This is a genomic window from Sphaerospermopsis sp. LEGE 00249, assembly GCF_014299995.1.
Taxonomy (GTDB): Bacteria; Cyanobacteriota; Cyanobacteriia; order Cyanobacteriales; family Nostocaceae; genus Sphaerospermopsis; species Sphaerospermopsis kisseleviana.
Genome location: NZ_JACJUZ010000088.1, coordinates 1 through 18717 on the forward strand (window position 1 = coordinate 1; position 18717 = coordinate 18717).

Consider the following 18717-nt stretch of genomic DNA (forward strand, 5'->3'; position numbering starts at 1 on the left):
TGCCTCCCCTGCCCCCTGCCTTTTACTTTGACTCTTCCATTTGACCAACTCTGCGAATGTTAAGAATATCACTCATTTTTCTAATCTGCACAAACAGATGTTCTAATTGATTGCGATCGCGGATCTCAATCCCCAAATCCATCAACGCTGGTTGTCCCAAAGCTGTTTTCACATTAGCATGACGCACATTGATGCCTTGATCACTCAACCGCGATAAAATATCTTTTAAGATTCCCACTCGATCCAAAGTTTCAATTTGAATCTCTATGGGGTAAGTGTGAGGACGGCCATGATGTTCTATTGCTGTATTCCATCTTACGGGTACTAGGCGCTCACATTCCACATTGTCCACATTATGACATCCTTGGCGATGAATGGATATACCCCGTCCCCGCGTTACCACCCCAATAATAGCTTCACCAGGAATCGGCGTACAACATCCAGCTATATGATAAACCAATCCTTCTACGCCAATAATCGGTGAATCACTGGCACGGGATGTACTGGGTGCAGTTTCCCGTGTAGTTTTTGATGTTGATTCTTTGGGGATAAATGGAATCACATCAGCTACAGGTTGTTGTGCTTTTACCACTTCTCGCCAGCGGTTTAACACTAAGTTTAAGGTAATTTCCCCGTAACCTAAACCTGCCAGTAAATCTTCCACACTGTGATAATTGCACTTTTCTGCCACAGTTTGCATTGCGTCTGATTTCAACAAGTGATCAAAACCTGTTTTCCCTAGTTCCTTCTCTAATAAATCCCTTCCCCGCGCTAGATTTTCTTCCCTGCGCGATCGCTTATACCATTGTTTAATCCGATATTTCGCCGCCGAAGTCCTGACAAAATTCAACCAATCCAAACTCGGATGGCTATTTTTTTGCGTAATAATATCAACAATATCCCCATTTTGTAATCGGGTGGATAACGGCACAATGCGCCCATTTACCCGCGCCCCTGCACAATGGTTTCCGACCTCTGTATGAATTCGATAAGCAAAATCTATACTTGTAGATCCCGGACTTAGAGGTACGACATCCCCCTTTGGAGTGAAAACATAAACATCATCTTCAAATAAATTATCTTTGATACTATCTAAATATTCTTGCGCGTCTTTTAAATCACTCTGCCATTCCAATAGTTGCCGCAACCAAGTAAATTTTTCATCTGCTCCTGTTACCTGACTGGTAGAACCGCCTGTTTCTTTATACTTCCAATGGGCAGCAATACCATACTCTGCAACATGATGCATTTCCATTGTGCGAATTTGCACTTCCAACGGGCGACCGGTCAATCCTATCACCCCTGTATGCAAGGATTGGTAACGGTTAGGTTTGGGTAAACCAATGTAATCTTTAAATCTGCCGGGAATAGGACGAAAAGCATCATGAACCACCGCCAAAGCCCGATAACATTCTTCATTTGTTTGGACAATGATTCTCAGTGCAGCCAAATCATAAATTTCATGAAATTCTTTTTGCTGTCGCTGCATTTTTTGATAAATGCTATACAGATGTTTGGGGCGACCGCTAACCTCCAAACATTTAATACCCGCTTGTTGCATTCTCTCCCGCAACACTTCCTTAGCTTTAGTCAATTTTTCTTCCCGTGCTGTCCTTTTTTCCGCAACGTGCTGTTGAATTTCTCGGTAAGCATCAGGTTCTAAATATTTAAAGGCTAAATCCTCTAATTCCCATTTAATATGCCAAATACCCAAACGATTGGCTAAAGGTGCAAAGATATCTCGTGTTTCCTGGGCGCTGCGGCGACGGCTGGCTTCTGACATATATTGTAAGGTTCGCATATTATGCAAACGATCCGCCAATTTCACCACAATTACCCGAATATCCTGCGCCATTGCCAAAAACATTCGCCGGAAGTTTTCCGCTTGACTGTCGGTTTTACTGGTGAAATTAATTTTAGAAAGCTTGGTGACACCTTCTACCAGTTGGCGGACTTCTGCCCCAAAATTTTCTTCTATTTGTTCAATTGTAACTTCTGTATCTTCAACTACATCATGAAGAAATCCAGCTGCTATCATAGCAGCACTACCACCTAAGTCTCGTAGTAAATCAGCTACGGCTACAGGATGGGCAATATACGCTTCTCCAGATTTACGATACTGTCCTTGATGCAGTTGATAGGCAAATTTAAAGGCATTACAAATCAAAGTGGCATCATTGTGCGTTCGGTCATCTTCTCCCGTGTTGCTTTTCGCTAATGTTTCTCGTAAACATTTTTTAAGCCATTCCGGGAGACTAACATCAACAGAGGAATCAACAAGTAAGCTGCTCATACAAGAGAAATGATAAGTTTTTCGTGGATCGGTGAGATATAGATGAAAATGACAGCATCTTCTATTGATGATGCTGCCCTACAGACGGGTGGGAAAAATTTTGTCAGAATGATTTTCTGATTACCTGATGATCTCATGACTGATCAGCCTGACTATCCATAAGAATCAACCAAGTCTCACAGATGGTTTTAAGGCTATTCTTAGGAATGAGTTGGGAAAAAGGTTTATTCTAGAAATAAATTTTCTTGTAGTTTATACTATCTCAACTAGCACCAAATGTCTTTAAATCTGCAAAAATATCAGGAATTGACAACATTACTGGAGGAATTACGCTCCAATGTTAACAAAACTCAATTAGATATTCCTACCTTGCGATCGCATCTAGCCGATTTACAGCATTTTTTTTTACAAGAAATCGCTCCCTTCACTGATTTAAACTACCGCCAGCAGTCTTATCAAACGGAAATTAGCAAGCAACTTCGTTTATTAGAAGTAGATGTAATTTTTTTACAAGGCGCAAGACAGTCTACTACAATACAGGCAAGATTAAAAACAATTACAGAGCGTATTAATATTTTAATTCGATTCTGTGAGGCTATTTTACACCCAGATGAGAAGGGAGAATATTAACTAATATGAATCTGCTATCAAGGCAATAGTTTTCATGGTAGGTTGGTTGCAACTACATGACAAACACACTCATTTTGGTATAAAATATTCTGTATGTTTACTAAAATACGTAACATTTTAGCTCAATTTTTTAACAACTCCAGAACAATCAACAACGAACCACTAAATAAAGTGAGTTTGATTGTAATCATTATAGTAGATATTTTCATTTTAATCAATGTTTTTACAGGTTTAGAGGATATTAGTAGATGGCATCTTAGTCCATCCGAAGCCTATCCATGTTATTCAGAATGGGAGAATTATCAAAAGCAAAGTGATAAAAATAAAGATTATGACATGATCATAAGTTCAGTACCATTGAACAATAATCAATCAAATTTTAAAGCGGCATATCAACAGCAAGAAATTGGACATTTAGGGAAAGTTTCAGAAATATGTATAAATTATGCCGAGTTAAAAGACAGCCTGAATAATAACCTAAATCAAAAAAATATTACAAATATAAATCTACGCCAGGAGAAAATTAATCAATTAGAACAAGCGAATATAAATATTCGCAATCAATATGAATCAACGCTGTTGGAAAAAATTGCGGGACAGTCATCTGAAAAATCTATCAATCAAGTCAGTGCTGAAAAAGCTAAACAAAACTTAGATAAAAATCAACAACAAATTGGACAAATTAAACAAGAAATTAATAATCTTAAAAACCAACTTCTTACTAAACCAGAAAGTCTTAATTTTCTATCTTTGATCAAAGATGAGAATAAATTCACGGCAGTTAAACAAGGTTATGAAAGAGCTTCGTTTTGGTATCCTAGTATCCAGCTTACATTTCAATCTATCTTTCTACTACCTTTAATTATTATTGCTTTATTAGTCTATAGAATAAGTCAAAGTCGAGGATATGGACTTATTGCATTAATTAGCTGGCATTTGCTGGTAATATTTTTGATTCCTCTTGTTCTCAAAGTCTTAGAATTTCTGCAAGTTGGTGTAGTCTTTCAATTCTTATTAAGTGTTGTTAACAAACTATTGGGTGGGTTACTATTCTTAATTAGTTATGTTTATATCTTGCTAATTCCTCTCATAGGTTTTGGAATTATCAAGTTCTTTCAAGGAGTAGTATTTAATACCAAATTTCAAGTTGCTAAGAGAGTTCAAAAATCACAATGTATCAATTGTGGAAAAACTCTTAAATCCAATAATGCCCATTGTCCTCATTGCGGTTATTATCAATATATAGAGTGTCACAATTGCCATAATTTAACTTACAAAAAGTTACCTTATTGTTATCATTGTGGAACTGAGCAAAATTCTAGTCAGATACAAGACGTTGGATCAGTAGACAATAAATAGGGCTTGCTGAATAAACCCAAAATACTCGTAAATCAAAGGTTTGAGGCTGATCAGGAGGAAAGAAAGTGCAAGATTTTTGAAGGGTATACCTTAAAAACTGTGCATTTTGGGTCTGATAAATTAGAAAATCTGGGGATAACAGATAGCTAAAACTATTCCCTATTCCCTATTCCCTATTCCCTGCCTCAACGAAGGGACTTTTTCAGCAAACCCTAAATAGACGATAATTAACTATAATTAACCATGAGTGAAGCCTTATTTAGTGTTGAAAATCTCCGTGTCGCTTATCCCCAACGTAGCGGGGAAGAAGAAAACTGGGCCGTTGATGATGTATCTTTTGCACTTCAACCAGGGGAAAAAATGGGCTTGGTGGGTGAGTCGGGTTGTGGTAAATCTACTATTGGCAGGGCAATTATGCGTTTATTACCTGCCTCTAGTCGAGTTGAAGGTAAGATAATTTTTCGTGATGATTCCGTATTAGATTTAACACCTGTGCAAATGCAAAAGTTTCGCGGTGAAGCAGTAGCTTTGGTGTTTCAAGATCCCATGACAAGATTAGATCCTTTAATGACTATTGGTAATCATTGTTTAGAGACCTTGGCAGCGCATTCACCAGAATTAACTAAACAACAAGCGAAAGAAAAAGCTTTAGCAACTTTAGAAAAGGTGAAAATTCCTGCAAGTCGTTGGAGTCAGTACCCCCATGAGTTTAGCGGAGGGATGCGTCAAAGAGTTGCTATTGCGTTAGCTTTACTGTTGAATCCTAAATTAATTGTTGCTGATGAACCGACGACGAGCTTAGATGTTACCGTTTCTGCTCAGATTTTACAAGAACTAACGCGGTTATGTGCAAAAGACAATATGGGATTATTATTAATTTCCCATGATTTAGCAATGGTAGGGGAATATTGCGATCGCATTGGGGTCATGTATCAAGGTAAAATGGTAGAAACAGGCAAAACAGAAAATGTCTTTAAAAATCCTCAACATGAATACACCCAATCTTTATTAAAAGCAGCATTACATATTCAACAAGAAGAGGTAACAGGGAACACTTCGACAAGCTCAGTGCATCGCAGGGAACAGGGAACAGGAATTAAAGAAAAACCAATTTTAAAACTTACAGAACTGCAAAAACATTATACCATAGAACCGAATTTTATTGAAAGAATATTTAAAGGTGAAGGACAACAAATTAAAGCTGTAGATGGTATTAATTTAGAATTATATCCAGGGGAAATATTAGGATTAGTGGGAGAATCTGGTTGTGGGAAAAGTACACTTTCTCGGACTATTTTACAATTAATTCCTCCCACTGGGGGAAAAGTGGAATTTTTAGGACAGGAATTAACTAAATTATCCCGTAAAGAAATCCGTTCTTCCCGCAGACAAATCCAAATGGTATTTCAAGATCCTCATGCTTGTTTAAATCCTGCCATGACAGTGGGACAAAGTATAGCAGATCCCCTATTAATTCACAACTTAGCTAATGCTGAAAAAGCCAAAGAAAAGGTTTTATGGATGTTGGAAAAAGTGGGATTAACACCAGCAGAAATGTATTATCAACGTTATCCCTCAGATTTATCGGGAGGACAACAACAAAGGGTAGCCATTGCTAGAGCTTTAATTACCCAACCTAAACTGGTAATATGTGATGAACCAGTGAGTATGTTAGATGCCAGTGTACAATCACAAGTTTTAGATTTAATGCTACAATTAAAAGACGAATTTGAGTTAACCTATTTATTTATTACCCATGATTTATGGTTAGCTCGTTTTTTGTGCGATCGCATAGCCGTTATGAATGGTGGTAAAATTGTAGAACTAGGAAATACAAAAGAAATTTTTGCTCATCCCCAACATCCCTACACAAAAACCCTTTTATCTGCTGCACCATTATTAGCTAGAGTTTAATATCATCATTACCCATTACCCATTACCCATTACCCATTACCCATTACCCATTACCCATTACCAAATTAAATAATGTCTAAAAAACAACCGATAAACTCATTTAAAAATAAAAACTATTCCTTAGATAAATGGCAAGAGAGAATAGCACAAATCGCCTATCGTTTCAATAAAGAATATCAAAAAGAACCCTTTGAAGTACCCGCAGAAGTAGAAGAAATGCCAATCTATAAAGAATGGAAAAATGGCATTTTAGCTTATAAAATTGCTTCCCCATTTTGGGAAATTGCCCAACCGCAAAAAAACCAACGTTGTTTAGACATTGGTTGCGGAGTTAGCTTTTTAATCTATCCTTGGCGAGATTGGCAAGCATATTTTCATGGACAAGAAATTAGTAATATCGCCAGAGATACACTTAATTCTCGTGGTTCACAACTAAATTCAAAACTCTTTAAAGGTGTGGAATTAGGTCCAGCACACCAATTAAACTATGATGCAGCACAATTTGATTTAGTTATAGCTACAGGATTTAGTTGTTATTTTCCCCTAGAATATTGGCAATCTGTTTTATCAGAAGTCCAAAGAGTATTAAAACCAGGTGGATATTTTGTATTTGATATTCTTAACTCAGAACAACCATTAGCGGAAGATTGGGCAGTTTTAGAAACCTATTTAGGTGCAGAAGTGTTTTTAGAAACTGCATCCGATTGGGAAAAAACAATTAAAAATGCAGGTGCGAAAATAGTTAAAAAGCAATTAGGAGAATTATTTGAATTGTACAAAATCAGATTTTAAAAGTTCATTAAAATTTCACTTATTCAACCTCTTGCTTTTTAACATTACTACAATAAACCTAAATCTTTCAAACTACTGCGTGTAATTTCAATTCGTGCAGGTAAATCTTCTCGTCTATTAACATCAATATTTGTAGCAAAAAAATAGACATTATCATTTTGTTCCAAATAACCAACAAACCACCCTATTTGTTGTTTACTCTGAGAGGATGTTTTAAAAGTCTCTCATGACTGTAAATTAATACTAATTCACAACGTAAGTTTCTAGTTAACTAAACTATCTAATGATGAATCAATAAATCTTGATTAAAAATGCTCATAAATTTTGCGGTGACAGTGTATGATTTGTGAAGATTGTACCGATAATTTGAATTTTGCCCAAAAAGCCGCAATGATTATTCGCCATGCCACAGAAACAGACTTACCAGAAATTGTAGCCATTTATAACGCTGCTGTTCCCACACGCATGGCAACAGCCGATTTAGAACCCGTAACCGTAGAAAGTCGCATTGCCTGGTTTCAGGGAAGAGTACCTTCACAACGTCCCCTGTGGGTAGTAGAAATAGATGGGATGATTGCCGGATGGCTGAGTTTTCAATCGTTTTATGGTAGACCAGCTTACCATTCCACCGCCGAAATTAGTATTTACATTTCCCCAAACTTTCAAAAACGTGGTTTAGGAAAGTTACTTTTAGAAAAAGCAATTAATGAAAGTCCAAGTTTGGGGTTAAAAACTTTAGTTAGTTTTATTTTTGCTCACAATCAACCTAGTTTAAAACTATTTGCTAAATTGGGTTTTCAAAACTGGGGATATTTACCCAAAATAGCTGATTTAGCCGGCGTAGAAAGAGATTTAATTATTCTGGGTTTACGAGTTGGGGAAAAGTGAAATAGGTGATAGGTGACTGGTGATTGGTGACTGGTGATTGGTGACTGGTGACAGGAGGATAATATTAATTTTTGTCTATTCCCTATTCCCTGTTCTCTATTCCCTGTTCCCTAATAATTAACGAGAAGTTAAACTATCAAAGCGATATTCAGTACCAATCCTGAGTCTATTAGCATTGTACTCAGGAGACATCAACAGCGAAGAATTGTAAGGATTGGGTAAATCAGGGGTACGAAGATAAGGATCATTCTGTGCTTGCTGCATGAGAACATCATGATACACAATGTTAACTAACTGACCATCTTTAGCTATTTCATTATCAGGAAAAGTAGTTCCAAACTTACCCCCAGGACCTAATAAAGAATCTACCTGACGCTGTAAACTGCCATTGTCATAAAAATTAGGATTATTGCGAAAATAAGCTCTATCGAAAGCATTGCTGGTTGATTCATAATTTTCTGTTTGCATCTCAGCAACTGCAACTACAGGAAATGTAGTAGTAGCAAGTAGTACCATCAACCCACCCAATCCAGGCAAATTTATACTCATGTTTACAACTCCTCAATTTTTAGGCAAACTTGGGCAACTCTTAATTTATGCTTAATTTCAGAACTTTCATTAGTTCAACCTTTGGTGTAGCACAACTTTTAACGGTTTGTAATGTCGTATTCTACTGAAACATCTAACCCATCGGATATTTGGGCAACCACTACTGATTTAACTACCCTGCGTCAGAAGTTACTAAATTTATTTTGCCAACTTGCTTATCAAGAAGGTGATTTTGTTCTTTCCTCTGGACAACGTAGTTCTTACTATATTAATGGTAAACAGGTTACACTGCACCCCCAAGGAGCTTTAGCTATAGGTAGGTTGATATTACATATTCTACCAGTAGATACACAGGCTGTCGCCGGTTTAACTCTGGGTGCTGACCCTATTGTTTCCGCTGTCAGTGTGGTTTCTGTCTATGAAAATCGCCCCATACCAGCGTTAATTATTCGCAAAGAAGCTAAGGGACATGGCACAATGGCTTATATTGAAGGTCCTACTTTACCCACGGGTGCAAAAGTTGTAGTCCTGGAAGATGTAGTGACAACTGGCCAATCTGCACTGAAAGCAGTTGAACGTTTACAAGCAGCAGGTTATACCGTTGATAGGGTAATTTCTTTGATCGACAGACTTCAAGGAGGCGCAGAATTATATAAATCTGCTGGTTTACAGTTTGATGCGCTCTTTTCTATTCAGGATTTACAAGCAAGGTATCAGCAAATATAGGGGACTGGGGACTGGATACTGGGGACTGGGGACACTTCGACAAGCTCAGTGCATCGCTGGGGACTGGGGACTGGGTTAAATTATCCTTGATCTCCTGACTCCTGACTCCTATTTTAAGAGGTGAAATTATGTCTCAAAATACCATTAACTACATGATTCATAAATCCAATTTACGGGGTCATAGTAAAATTGATTGGTTGGATAGTTATCATACATTTTCCTTTAGTCATTTTTATGATCCCAACCGCATGGGATTCCGTTCCCTCAGAGTCATTAATGATGACAGTATTGCTGCTGGTGCTGGTTTTCCAACTCATGGACATCGAGATATGGAAATTCTCACCTATGTTTTATCAGGTGCAGTAGAACATAAAGATAGTTTGGGTACAGGTTCGGTGATTCGTCCAGGTGATGCTCAAATTATGAGTGCTGGTACAGGAATCATGCACAGTGAATTTAATCATTCCCAAACTGAAGAATTACACCTGTTGCAAATATGGATTTTGCCGGATCAACAAAGTTTAAAACCAAGATATGAACAAAAAGCTTTTTCTGTAGAAGATAAAAAGGGAAAACTAAGGTTAATTGGTTCTCAAGATGGTCGTGATGGGTCTATCACTATTCATCAAGATATTAATTTATATGCCTCTATCTTAGAAAAAGGTGATGTGATTAATTATTATGTTCAACCCCATCGTTATGCTTGGTTGCAAATAGCTACAGGTGCAGCAATCTTTAATGGAAAACAACTCCAAGCAGGTGATGGAGTGCAAATTACTGGAGAGCAGAAAATAGAACTGAGTACAAATGAGAACGCGGAAATTTTACTTTTTGACTTGGTTTAAATAGGGTTTGCTGAATAAACCTAAAACCTTGATATATCAAAGGTTAGAGGCTGATAAACACAGAAATTAGTGCAAGGGTTTTGAAGGGTATACCGGAAAAAGTGTGCATTTTTTGGGATTTCAAGAGATGGCAAAGAAATTTTCAAATCTCCTCCTGACTCCTGACTCCTGACTCCTGACTCCTGACTCCTGACTCCTGACTCCTATGCCCTCACGGAAAGACTTTCTCAGCAACCCCTAAATAGGGTCTGCTGTATCGAAAACAGATAAAGCTCGGCTAACGCGTAGCGTGCCGTTATGCATAAAAAGATTTATTAACGGATTGGGGCTTTTTTCTCAAATTAATGTTGTGCTTCTATAAGGTATTTAACAATTAACAAACAATTTCTGTTATCAGAATCACGTTCATAAACAACATGATCTGCCACACGCCGAATGAGAAACCATCCATATCCATGATCTTGTAAAGTACCTGGTTTTGGTTCAGGTATCTGATCAGGATTAAAAGGCTTGCCGTAATCCCAAATTCTTATTTCCAGTCTGTCTACCCACAGACTCAATTCAATTTCTATATTTGTTTCTGGCGGTAAAGTCCGATGAGCATGACGAACTGCATTAGTAAAGCCTTCTGCTAATGCTAAATTGAGACGATAGAGTTGGCTTTCTGACCAACCTCTTTGAGCTAAATATTGTAGAGAAAAATTTTCAAACCATTGTTGCACTTGGTTTTGGAGCTTCAGATCGCTCTTCACCGTCAGATGGTCTTGCTGCACTGTAGTAAGCATTGACCGTGACTAGAATATTAAGTAAGTAAAAAACGTAACTTGTGTTTGTTTTTTGGTGGCTTTAGATTTTGGAATAGCTTTTATGGCAATTAGCAGTTAGCTGTTTCAAAATCTTGTTTGAACCAAGATCCCAGAATTTAAAATATTCCTAGTTACTCTGGCAACTGCTATATTTTTATATTTTACACCCAAAACTAAAAATCCGATCTTCAAAATAGACCTATGAAAATTGACACCTGTGAGTTTTCAAAAGCATATTCGCTAGAAGTATGAGTAGCTAATGGGCTGTATATTCCTTGCGGACAGTCTTTAGACTCATAACTTCGGTATATGCTCTTGAAACTCACAGGTGTCACAGCACTTTATGGAAACTAAAAATTAGTGGCAACTAATTTAGAACAGTCCCAAAGTCAGAGATTTGTCTAAGGGTAATGCAGCACCAATACCTAACCAGATGGTGACAAAAGTACCAAACAAGAATACTGTTGTCGCTACTGGACGACGGAAGGGGTTTTGGAACTTGTTAACGCTCTCAATAAAGGGAACGAGGATCAATCCCAAGGGTACGGAAGCCATTGCCAATACTCCCAACAGTTTGTTAGGTAGTGAGCGAAGAATCTGGAACACTGGGAACAGATACCACTCTGGCAAAATTTCCAAAGGTGTAGCAAAAGGATTTGCTGGTTCACCCACCATTGCTGGATCTAGTATAGCTAGAGCCACAATACAAGCGAATGAACCCATGATTACGATGGGGAATACATAGAGCAGGTCGTTAGGCCAAGCTGGTTCACCATAGTAGTTATGACCCATACCTTTGGCGAGTTTAGCTCTTAAAGCTGGATCGTTTAGATTTGGTGGTTTATGTGTGGACATTTTTAGATCTGGTCTCCTGCTTAAGTGAAGTTAAAGCATTCGTGTAAGCTATTAGCTATTTAGGCAAGCCACAAATTTATTATGACACTGGATTCAGCTTTGCCAGTTGAAGCAAGTGTTCATTGTGTTTACAGCTTACGGTTTCAGCGAATAGTGCTTGTTTTTATTCTGAGGCTATGTGCCTTCAGTTTAAAACAAACAACTTGCATCTGGAAACTGTTTTACCTATTCACTGAATCACTACTGACTAACTTTTGATTACAATGGTCCAGAAATTCCTTGTTTGCGGATCATTAAGAAGTGGAAAAGCATGAATACCGCAATTAACCAAGGTAATACGAATGTGTGGGCGCTATAGTAGCGGGTTAATGTTGCTTGACCAACGCTAGAACCACCACGTAGTAAGTCAGAAATCAAAACACCAACTACGGGGATTGCTTCTGGTACACCACTAACGATTTTCACCGCCCAGTAACCAACTTGGTCCCAAGGTAAGGAGTAACCAGTTACACCAAAGGAAACTGTGATTACTGCCAGGATGACACCACTTACCCAAGTTAATTCGCGGGGTTTTTTGAAACCACCAGTCAAATAAACGCGGAAAACGTGGAGAATCATCATTAATACCATCATGCTGGCTGACCAGCGGTGAATGGAGCGAATTAGCCAACCAAAGTTGACTTCATTCATGATGTACTGCACTGAAGAAAATGCTTCTGCGACTGTGGGCTTGTAGTAGAATGTCATCGCAAACCCAGTGGCAAACTGAATCAGGAAGCAAACTAGGGTAATTCCACCCAAGCAGTAAAAGATATTAACGTGGGGAGGTACGTACTTGCTGGTTACATCTTCAGCAATAGCTTGAAGTTCTAAACGTTCTTCAAACCAATCATAAACGCTGGCCATACAATCTCAAGTTCCTACAAATTGCTTGTGGTTGATAAATATCCCAAGATTAATTTTGTTTGGGATGTTCGCAAAGAGAATCTTTGTTACAGAATTATTAAGTTTTTCAGAAACTTAACATTCTGTAAATATGGAATATATTGCGATCCCTTGGCAAGCCAACGTGAAAAATGTTGGTTACAAAGAGATTTTATCGTTTTTGAGGTGGATTTGCTTCTCCAGAGTTGCTTAACAACTTAATGAGAAAATGCACCTCTTCTATAAAAAAAGTAACATAATTTAGAGATATATTTCATCAGCAACGTCCCAAATGGAGATTGATCAGTGATTTGGGTAAAGATACAAGGTAAGATGGGCTTCATGAATAAACAGGTTTTTCGGTGCGGATTTTCCTTGCTTTTAGCTTTTGGATTGGCTTTTGGCTTGACTTTTGGCTCAATTCCACCAGCAAATGCTTTAACTCAACAGCAAAAGTTAGTTTCTGAAGTTTGGCGAATTGTCAACCGATCTTATTTGGATGAAACATTTAATCATCAAAATTGGACAGAGGTACGACAAAAAGCTTTTAAAAGTCCGCTGGGAAATGACCAAGAAGCATACAAAGTAATTCAGAATATGCTTAAAAGCCTGGATGACCCTTTTACCCGGTTTCTAGACCCAGAGCAGTACCGCAGTTTACAGGTGAATACTTCTGGAGAATTGACAGGTGTGGGTTTACAAATTGCCCTCAATCCCCAGACAGGTATTTTAGAGGTAATTACACCTATAGAGGGGTCGCCGGCAGAAAAAGCAGGTTTAAGACCACGTGATCGCATTTTGCAGATTGAAGGAACATCCACAGCAAATCTGACTCTGGATGAAGCGGCGGCGCGGATGCGCGGACAGGCTGGTACTGTTGTTACTCTCTTAATTGGTAGAGAGGGAGAAGCAGATAAAGAAATTATACTGGTGCGCGATCGCATTGAACTGAATCCTGTAGTAGCTGATGTGCGTTTATCCCCCCAAGGAACACCCATTGGCTATATCCGCCTTACTCAATTTAATGCTAATGCACCAATGGAATTAGCACACGCTATTCATATTCTAAAACAAAAAAGCGCAGCAGCCTATATTCTAGATTTGCGAAATAATCCAGGGGGACTATTACAAGCAGGAATTGAAGTTGCTCGTCAGTGGTTAGATGAAGGCACAATAGTTTATACTGTCAATCGCCAAGGCATTCAAGGGGATTTTGAAGCTTATGGTCAGGCTTTGACAGAAGCTCCTTTAGTTATTTTGGTCAATCAAGGAACTGCAAGCGCGAGTGAAATTTTAGCTGGTGCTTTACAAGACAATGGACGCGCCCAGTTAGTAGGTGAAACTACCTTTGGCAAAGGACTGATTCAGTCGTTATTTGAATTATCCGATGGTTCTGGTTTAGCAGTAACAATTGCTAAATATGAAACACCAAACCACCGAGATATTAACAAATTAGGTATTAAGCCGGACATAGTAATTCCCCAAGAACCAATCTCAGGGGAGCAAATTGGCACAGCAGCAGATGGACAATATCAAGCTGCTATGGAACTGTTGAGCAAAGATTTGCTAGTAGCGGGTTCATAAGGAGTCAGGAGTTATTAATTTTGGATTTTGGATTGTTTTTGTGATCTCCAATCTAAAATCTAAAATCTAAAATCTAAAATTTTCCTCCCCAGTCACCAGTCCCCAGTCACCAGTCCCCAGTCACCAATCACCATTCCCTAATCTCTGATAAGCTTGGTCAATGATGCGTTTGTCACGGAGGAAGCCAATATTAGCGCCGGGGCAAATGTATTGTAGAGTTTCTGGTGAAAAGCGATCGCGCAATGCTTGAACACTTTTAAGTTGTCTAGGCCAATGAAAAGTTTTTGCCGTGCGAAATGGCACAGGTTCACCTTGCAAGTTAGGGATTAAATGCCGTCCTGAAAATAAAACTCCTCCAAATTCACGATAATATAGACATGAAGACCCTGGAGAATGGCCAGGTGTCCAGATAATTTGTGTGGTGTCATCAAGAGTCAATTCTTGAGAAAAGGTAGTAACAGTTAAACCAGGTAACAAATACGCTTCTTGTTCTTGAATGATAATCTCACAATTAAGAGCTTGTTGAATTTCTGCTACTTTGGCAATAGCACCACGATGAGTAATAAACAACGAACGCACACCACCGTGTTTAAGCGGATTCCCACCCAAGTCTTGCCCAAAATCATCCCCAAAATCATGGTTAATTTGCTCCAGGGCTGGGCAGTCAATGAGAATATTACCTTCATTTCTTACAATAAGATAAGAAGTTCCCCCCAATGTGTCCCGATTTGGTGGAAAGGCAATAATTTTATTGATCCCCAAGTCGGTAGATTCGGGAGATACTGATCCTGTTTCCATCGAAGAAGATAGAATTTCTCCTTTGGGCATTTGTCCAGAAAGTATAATTTGTGGGGGCTTAATTTTATGAATTGGTTGTTGAGTTGAGGAAAACATAAATTAAATAACCGATAAATAACCGAATAAATAGAGTTTTTACCTAAGTTCTATATTTAATAATCTACAGATTTATCAAACATTCTCACTCCTGACTCCTGTACGGGCGAAGCATTCGGAAAATAGCTTTCCATAAAAATTGATAATTGATTGGCCGAATGCTTCGCCCCTACGACTCCTTGAATTCCTTGAACTCCTTGAACTCCTTGAACTCCTGAAATAAAATGGCATTTTGGTTTTTACTTTTACTGGGACTAGCTACTTATCTGATAGTGCAACGCAGCGTTGCTCATATCACCCGCACCCCAGTGTGGTTATTGTGGCTAGTATTAATGACACCAGCAATTATCCTCACTGGTTGGACGCTGATCTATGGTACACAACAATCACCCCCACCAGAATTGATTATTTGGCCGTTGCTTATCAGTTTGCTGTTATACTGGATATTATTTCTGTCGGGGCATCGAGTCCCAGAAAACACCCGGACTGATCCCCAAGCAACAGGAACACAACCAGCAAATAATCCTACCGCAGAACCGTTACCAGTGCGTCCTATTGAACCAACAGAAGAAACTAATCTGCGAAATTGTTTCCCTTGGTCTGTATACTACATTCAAAATATTGAGTATAGACCCCAAGCGGTGATTTGTCGTGGACAGTTGCGAACTGCACCGCAGCAAGCTTATCAGCAAATTAAAACAAATATCGAAGGCCAATTTGGCGATCGCTTTCTGTTAATCTTCCAAGAAGGGATAGATGGTAAACCGTTCTTTGTTCTAGTTCCCAATACTCAAGCTGCTAGACAAAATACAAAAAACCGCAATTTAGAAAATTTCAGTCAAGCAGTAACAGCACTAGGATTGTTGTTAATGACTTTAATTACAACGACCTTAATAGGTTCGCAAATTGCAGGAGTTGAACCAACACAAATCAAAACTGACTTCTCGCTCATTTTCAATGGTTTACCCTATGCTTTAGGATTAATCACTATTTTGGGTATCCACGAACTTGGTCACTATTTTACAGCGCGATTTCATAAAATTCGCTCAACTCTGCCTTATTTTATTCCTGTACCTTTTTTCTTGGGAACTTTTGGTGCATTTATTCAAATGCGAAGTCCCATTCCTAACCGCAAAGCTTTATTTGATGTGAGTATAGCAGGACCAATTGCCGGTTTTGTTGCTACTTTACCTTTACTGCTTTGGGGTTTAGCTAATTCAGAAGTAGTACCCATCAGCGACAAAACAGGACTTTTAAATCCCAATGCTTTAAATCCTAAATATTCAATTTTATTAGCTTTACTTTCAAAAATAGCCTTGGGTAGTGAATTAACAACCAAATCTGCTTTAGATTTGCATCCTGTAGCAGTTGCTGGATTTTTAGGTTTAATTGTCACAGCATTAAATTTAATGCCCGTAGGACAATTAGATGGTGGTCATATTGTTCATGCTATGTTTGGACAACGTACCGCAGTTGTAATTGGTCAAATTTCTCGGTTGTTTTTACTAATTCTTTCTTTTATCCGTCAAGAATTTTTGTTGTGGGCAATTCTGTTACTATTTATTCCCTTGGTTGACGAACCCGCATTAAATGATGTTACAGAATTAGACAACAAACGTGATGTTTTGGGTTTACTAGCAATAGCTTTATTATTGTTAATTGTACTGCCACTTCCTGAAGCTTTGGCTCGTGTTTTGCAGATTTAAAAATAGGTGAACAATGGACAATTGATAATTGATAAGTGATAATTGATAATTGATAATTCACAATTAATTTGGGTTAAAACCTCTCTTTTGAGGAAGAGGTAACTTTTTATTCTCCATTGTTCATTGTCAATTGTTGAAGCTACCACTAATTGCAATATAATTAGAAATTGTGTGAATCTGCGAGGATAAGAATGACTGCTGATGTAACTGCTCATACTTTATTTGTGTGTAAAACCTGCGCTAGTGTTTGGCAAGATGGTAAGCGTGTCGGTGAAAGTGGTGGTCAAAAACTATTACAAGAAATTCAACAAGTCGCGCAAAATTGGCATTTACGGGATGAGTTCCTTATCAAAGAAGTTGATTGTATGAGTGCTTGTAGTCGTTCTTGTGTAGTCGCTTTTGCCGGTCAAGGTAAGTTAACTTATTTATTCGGTGATTTGCCAGTTGATGGTTGCGCGGAAGCAGTGTTGGAATGTGCAAGTAAATATTACAATCATCCTAATGGTGTTTTACCTTGGTCAGAACGTCCTGAACCTTTGAAAAAGGGAATTTTGGCAAGGATTCCCAGTTTATAGGTGACTGGTGACTGGTGACTGGTGACAGTGGTAAAAGCTTTCCATTGTCTAAGTTGTGGTTTTGGTTAATGTTCTGGCGGCCTTGTCTACGGTTATCAATCTAAGGTTATCAATCTAAAATCCAAAATCTAAAATCTAAAATCCAAAATTGCTATGTTGCGCGTTTTAATTCTGGGTGGTACTGGTGATGCAGCGGAATTAACCGCGAGAATCAATAATATTACTGGAATTGAGGCGATCGCATCTTTAGCTGGTCGTACCCGTGAACCTGTTGCACCTGTTGGTAATGTTCGCGTTGGCGGTTTTGGTGGTGTAACAGGTTTGGTTGAATATTTACAACATCAAAAAATAGATGTGTTAATTGATGCAACTCATCCCTTTGCTAATCATATCTCTTGGAATGCAGCCGCAGCAGCTACACAAGTGGGTATTCCTAGATTATTAGTAAATCGTCCCCCTTGGGAAAAACAACCGGGTGATATTTGGATTGAGGTAGAAAATAATACAGAAGCAGCAGCAGCTTTAGAAAATCAAGCACAACGAGTATTTTTAACTATTGGTAGACAAGAAATATCTGCATTTTCTCATTTACAGGAAATGTGGTTTTTAATGCGAATGATAGATCCACCAAATGCAGACGTGGTGATACCTCCTGGTTTAATGTTATTTGATAGAGGACCTTTTACTTTAGAGGATGAAAGAGAAATTTTAACTAAATATAATATAGATACTATTGTGAGTAAAAATAGCGGTGGAAATGCCACATATCCTAAAATTATTGCAGCGCGAGAAATGGGAATAAAAGTGGTGATGGTGAAACGTCCAGCTGTACCACCAGGAGAACAAGTTGCAGATGTAGAAAGTGCAGTAAAATGGTTATTGGAGAAAGTGGGAACTTGAGAAATTTCTGTTGCTATGATAATCAAAATTGATTCTAGAGAGTCGATTCAGTAGGGGCGAAGCATTCGGGTGATAACCTATTGCTGAAACCATTAATATTCTGTCCGAATGCTTTGCCCTTACAATTAATTAATCGGTGTTCTAGTCTTCATAAACCCCAACAAATAAAGGAGTTGTAGATACTGAAACTATTCTATTGACTTGATTTCGGGAATTTAACATCAAGTAAGTTTCTTGTAGATAAAATGTCTCTCCACCATTATCAATGGGATTACTATATAAAACAATTTTATTTTTTAACCTTTCTGTTTTTGCAAAAGATTTACCATCATTAAAAGATTGTTTGACAACAGAAGTGTTGAATGTTAAGAAATCTGTGATAAAAATAGCCCAAAATATATTAAAATTTGAGCAAGCTATATCAAAATATTGATTTGATCATGATTATAAATTCATTTCCCAAGATTGTCAAAGACA

General features: G+C 38.1%; 17 protein-coding genes and 1 pseudogene. 11 read left to right on the forward strand and 7 right to left on the reverse strand.

Features of this window, described 5'->3' with window-relative positions; all coding sequences use genetic code 11:
* Window positions 1-22 precede the first annotated feature (22 nt).
* Window positions 23-2293, reverse strand: coding sequence for a bifunctional (p)ppGpp synthetase/guanosine-3',5'-bis(diphosphate) 3'-pyrophosphohydrolase (locus H5968_RS21905; protein ID WP_187041657.1), 2271 nt, complete (start codon window positions 2291-2293; stop codon window positions 23-25).
* A 276-nt stretch (window positions 2294-2569) separates the two neighbouring features.
* On the opposite strand from H5968_RS21905, the gene patD reads away from it, so the two are divergent.
* The 4 genes from patD (at window position 2570) to H5968_RS21925 (ending at window position 6988) form a co-directional block, all read left to right on the forward strand.
* A complete protein-coding gene (patD, locus tag H5968_RS21910) occupies window positions 2570-2923 on the forward strand; it encodes a heterocyst frequency control protein PatD (RefSeq protein WP_187041658.1) in 354 nt (117 codons plus the stop codon).
* A gap of 93 nt (window positions 2924-3016) precedes the next feature.
* The gene (locus H5968_RS21915) at window positions 3017-4282 is read left to right on the forward strand and encodes a hypothetical protein (RefSeq protein WP_187041659.1); all 1266 of its coding nucleotides are present in this window, start codon (window positions 3017-3019) and stop codon (window positions 4280-4282) included.
* A 243-nt stretch (window positions 4283-4525) separates the two neighbouring features.
* Window positions 4526-6196 carry an ABC transporter ATP-binding protein gene (locus H5968_RS21920; RefSeq protein WP_187041660.1) on the forward strand — a complete coding sequence of 557 codons (1671 nt, stop codon included), beginning with the start codon at window positions 4526-4528 and terminating at the stop codon, window positions 6194-6196.
* A 72-nt stretch (window positions 6197-6268) separates the two neighbouring features.
* Window positions 6269-6988, forward strand: a complete 720-nt coding sequence (locus tag H5968_RS21925; protein ID WP_187041661.1) for a class I SAM-dependent methyltransferase — start codon at window positions 6269-6271, stop codon at window positions 6986-6988.
* A gap of 47 nt (window positions 6989-7035) precedes the next feature.
* On the opposite strand, the pseudogene H5968_RS21930 reads toward H5968_RS21925, so the two are convergent.
* Window positions 7036-7185: pseudogene (locus H5968_RS21930) on the reverse strand (penicillin-binding transpeptidase domain-containing protein); the annotation flags it as partial.
* A gap of 193 nt (window positions 7186-7378) precedes the next feature.
* On the opposite strand from H5968_RS21930, the gene H5968_RS21935 reads away from it, so the two are divergent.
* Entirely contained in the window at window positions 7379-7876 is a 498-nt protein-coding gene (locus H5968_RS21935; protein ID WP_096572713.1) for a GNAT family N-acetyltransferase, read from the forward strand.
* Between the two features lie 117 nt (window positions 7877-7993).
* On the opposite strand, the gene H5968_RS21940 is transcribed toward H5968_RS21935, so the two are convergent.
* Window positions 7994-8425: a hypothetical protein gene (locus tag H5968_RS21940; protein WP_187041662.1), complete on the reverse strand. Its 432-nt coding sequence runs from the start codon at window positions 8423-8425 to the stop codon at window positions 7994-7996.
* Window positions 8426-8536: 111 nt separating this feature from the next.
* Here H5968_RS21940 and pyrE point away from each other — a divergent pair, with 111 nt between their 5' ends.
* Window positions 8537-9151 carry an orotate phosphoribosyltransferase gene (gene pyrE, locus H5968_RS21945; protein WP_096568840.1) on the forward strand — a complete coding sequence of 205 codons (615 nt, stop codon included), beginning with the start codon at window positions 8537-8539 and terminating at the stop codon, window positions 9149-9151.
* A 128-nt stretch (window positions 9152-9279) separates the two neighbouring features.
* A complete protein-coding gene (locus H5968_RS21950; RefSeq protein WP_304944936.1) occupies window positions 9280-9996 on the forward strand; it encodes a pirin family protein in 717 nt (238 codons plus the stop codon).
* 341 nt (window positions 9997-10337) lie between these two features.
* On the opposite strand, the gene H5968_RS21955 is transcribed toward H5968_RS21950, so the two are convergent.
* From H5968_RS21955 to petB, 3 genes are all read right to left on the reverse strand, one after another.
* Window positions 10338-10781 (reverse strand): anti-sigma regulatory factor, encoded by a 444-nt coding sequence (locus H5968_RS21955; RefSeq protein WP_187041663.1) that lies wholly within the window; start codon window positions 10779-10781, stop codon window positions 10338-10340.
* 393 nt (window positions 10782-11174) lie between these two features.
* Window positions 11175-11657: a cytochrome b6-f complex subunit IV gene (gene petD / locus H5968_RS21960; RefSeq protein ID WP_096568849.1), complete on the reverse strand. Its 483-nt coding sequence runs from the start codon at window positions 11655-11657 to the stop codon at window positions 11175-11177.
* 258 nt (window positions 11658-11915) lie between these two features.
* Window positions 11916-12563 carry a cytochrome b6 gene (petB, locus tag H5968_RS21965; RefSeq protein WP_096568852.1) on the reverse strand — a complete coding sequence of 216 codons (648 nt, stop codon included), beginning with the start codon at window positions 12561-12563 and terminating at the stop codon, window positions 11916-11918.
* A 351-nt stretch (window positions 12564-12914) separates the two neighbouring features.
* On the opposite strand from petB, the gene ctpA reads away from it, so the two are divergent.
* Entirely contained in the window at window positions 12915-14165 is a 1251-nt protein-coding gene (ctpA, locus tag H5968_RS21970; protein ID WP_187041669.1) for a carboxyl-terminal processing protease CtpA, read from the forward strand.
* 120 nt (window positions 14166-14285) lie between these two features.
* On the opposite strand, the gene H5968_RS21975 is transcribed toward ctpA, so the two are convergent.
* The gene (locus H5968_RS21975) at window positions 14286-15059 is read right to left on the reverse strand and encodes an MBL fold metallo-hydrolase (RefSeq protein WP_187041664.1); all 774 of its coding nucleotides are present in this window, start codon (window positions 15057-15059) and stop codon (window positions 14286-14288) included.
* Window positions 15060-15283: 224 nt separating this feature from the next.
* Here H5968_RS21975 and H5968_RS21980 point away from each other — a divergent pair, with 224 nt between their 5' ends.
* The 3 genes from H5968_RS21980 (at window position 15284) to H5968_RS21990 (ending at window position 18240) form a co-directional block, all read left to right on the forward strand.
* Window positions 15284-16765 (forward strand): site-2 protease family protein, encoded by a 1482-nt coding sequence (locus tag H5968_RS21980; RefSeq protein WP_187041665.1) that lies wholly within the window; start codon window positions 15284-15286, stop codon window positions 16763-16765.
* A gap of 191 nt (window positions 16766-16956) precedes the next feature.
* Window positions 16957-17340 (forward strand): DUF1636 domain-containing protein, encoded by a 384-nt coding sequence (locus tag H5968_RS21985; protein ID WP_187041666.1) that lies wholly within the window; start codon window positions 16957-16959, stop codon window positions 17338-17340.
* A gap of 153 nt (window positions 17341-17493) precedes the next feature.
* On the forward strand, window positions 17494-18240 hold the full coding sequence (locus tag H5968_RS21990) for a cobalt-precorrin-6A reductase (RefSeq protein WP_187041667.1): 747 nt from the start codon (window positions 17494-17496) through the stop codon (window positions 18238-18240).
* Window positions 18241-18717: the final 477 nt, after the last annotated feature.

Excerpts from the sequence above, each read along its gene's own strand:
- H5968_RS21905 (WP_187041657.1), bottom strand. The coding sequence starts at position 2,293 with ATGAGCAGCTTACTTGTTGATTCCTCTGTTGATGTTAGTCTCCCGGAA.
- patD (WP_187041658.1), top strand. The coding sequence starts at position 2,570 with ATGTCTTTAAATCTGCAAAAATATCAGGAATTGACAACATTACTGGAG.
- H5968_RS21915 (WP_187041659.1), top strand. The coding sequence starts at position 3,017 with ATGTTTACTAAAATACGTAACATTTTAGCTCAATTTTTTAACAACTCC.
- H5968_RS21920 (WP_187041660.1), top strand. The coding sequence starts at position 4,526 with ATGAGTGAAGCCTTATTTAGTGTTGAAAATCTCCGTGTCGCTTATCCC.
- H5968_RS21925 (WP_187041661.1), top strand. The coding sequence starts at position 6,269 with ATGTCTAAAAAACAACCGATAAACTCATTTAAAAATAAAAACTATTCC.
- H5968_RS21935 (WP_096572713.1), top strand. The coding sequence starts at position 7,379 with ATGATTATTCGCCATGCCACAGAAACAGACTTACCAGAAATTGTAGCC.
- H5968_RS21940 (WP_187041662.1), bottom strand. The coding sequence starts at position 8,425 with ATGAGTATAAATTTGCCTGGATTGGGTGGGTTGATGGTACTACTTGCT.
- pyrE (WP_096568840.1), top strand. The coding sequence starts at position 8,537 with ATGTCGTATTCTACTGAAACATCTAACCCATCGGATATTTGGGCAACC.
- H5968_RS21950 (WP_304944936.1), top strand. The coding sequence starts at position 9,280 with ATGTCTCAAAATACCATTAACTACATGATTCATAAATCCAATTTACGG.
- H5968_RS21955 (WP_187041663.1), bottom strand. The coding sequence starts at position 10,781 with ATGCTTACTACAGTGCAGCAAGACCATCTGACGGTGAAGAGCGATCTG.
- petD (WP_096568849.1), bottom strand. The coding sequence starts at position 11,657 with ATGTCCACACATAAACCACCAAATCTAAACGATCCAGCTTTAAGAGCT.
- petB (WP_096568852.1), bottom strand. The coding sequence starts at position 12,563 with ATGGCCAGCGTTTATGATTGGTTTGAAGAACGTTTAGAACTTCAAGCT.
- ctpA (WP_187041669.1), top strand. The coding sequence starts at position 12,915 with ATGGGCTTCATGAATAAACAGGTTTTTCGGTGCGGATTTTCCTTGCTT.
- H5968_RS21975 (WP_187041664.1), bottom strand. The coding sequence starts at position 15,059 with ATGTTTTCCTCAACTCAACAACCAATTCATAAAATTAAGCCCCCACAA.
- H5968_RS21980 (WP_187041665.1), top strand. The coding sequence starts at position 15,284 with ATGGCATTTTGGTTTTTACTTTTACTGGGACTAGCTACTTATCTGATA.
- H5968_RS21985 (WP_187041666.1), top strand. The coding sequence starts at position 16,957 with ATGACTGCTGATGTAACTGCTCATACTTTATTTGTGTGTAAAACCTGC.
- H5968_RS21990 (WP_187041667.1), top strand. The coding sequence starts at position 17,494 with ATGTTGCGCGTTTTAATTCTGGGTGGTACTGGTGATGCAGCGGAATTA.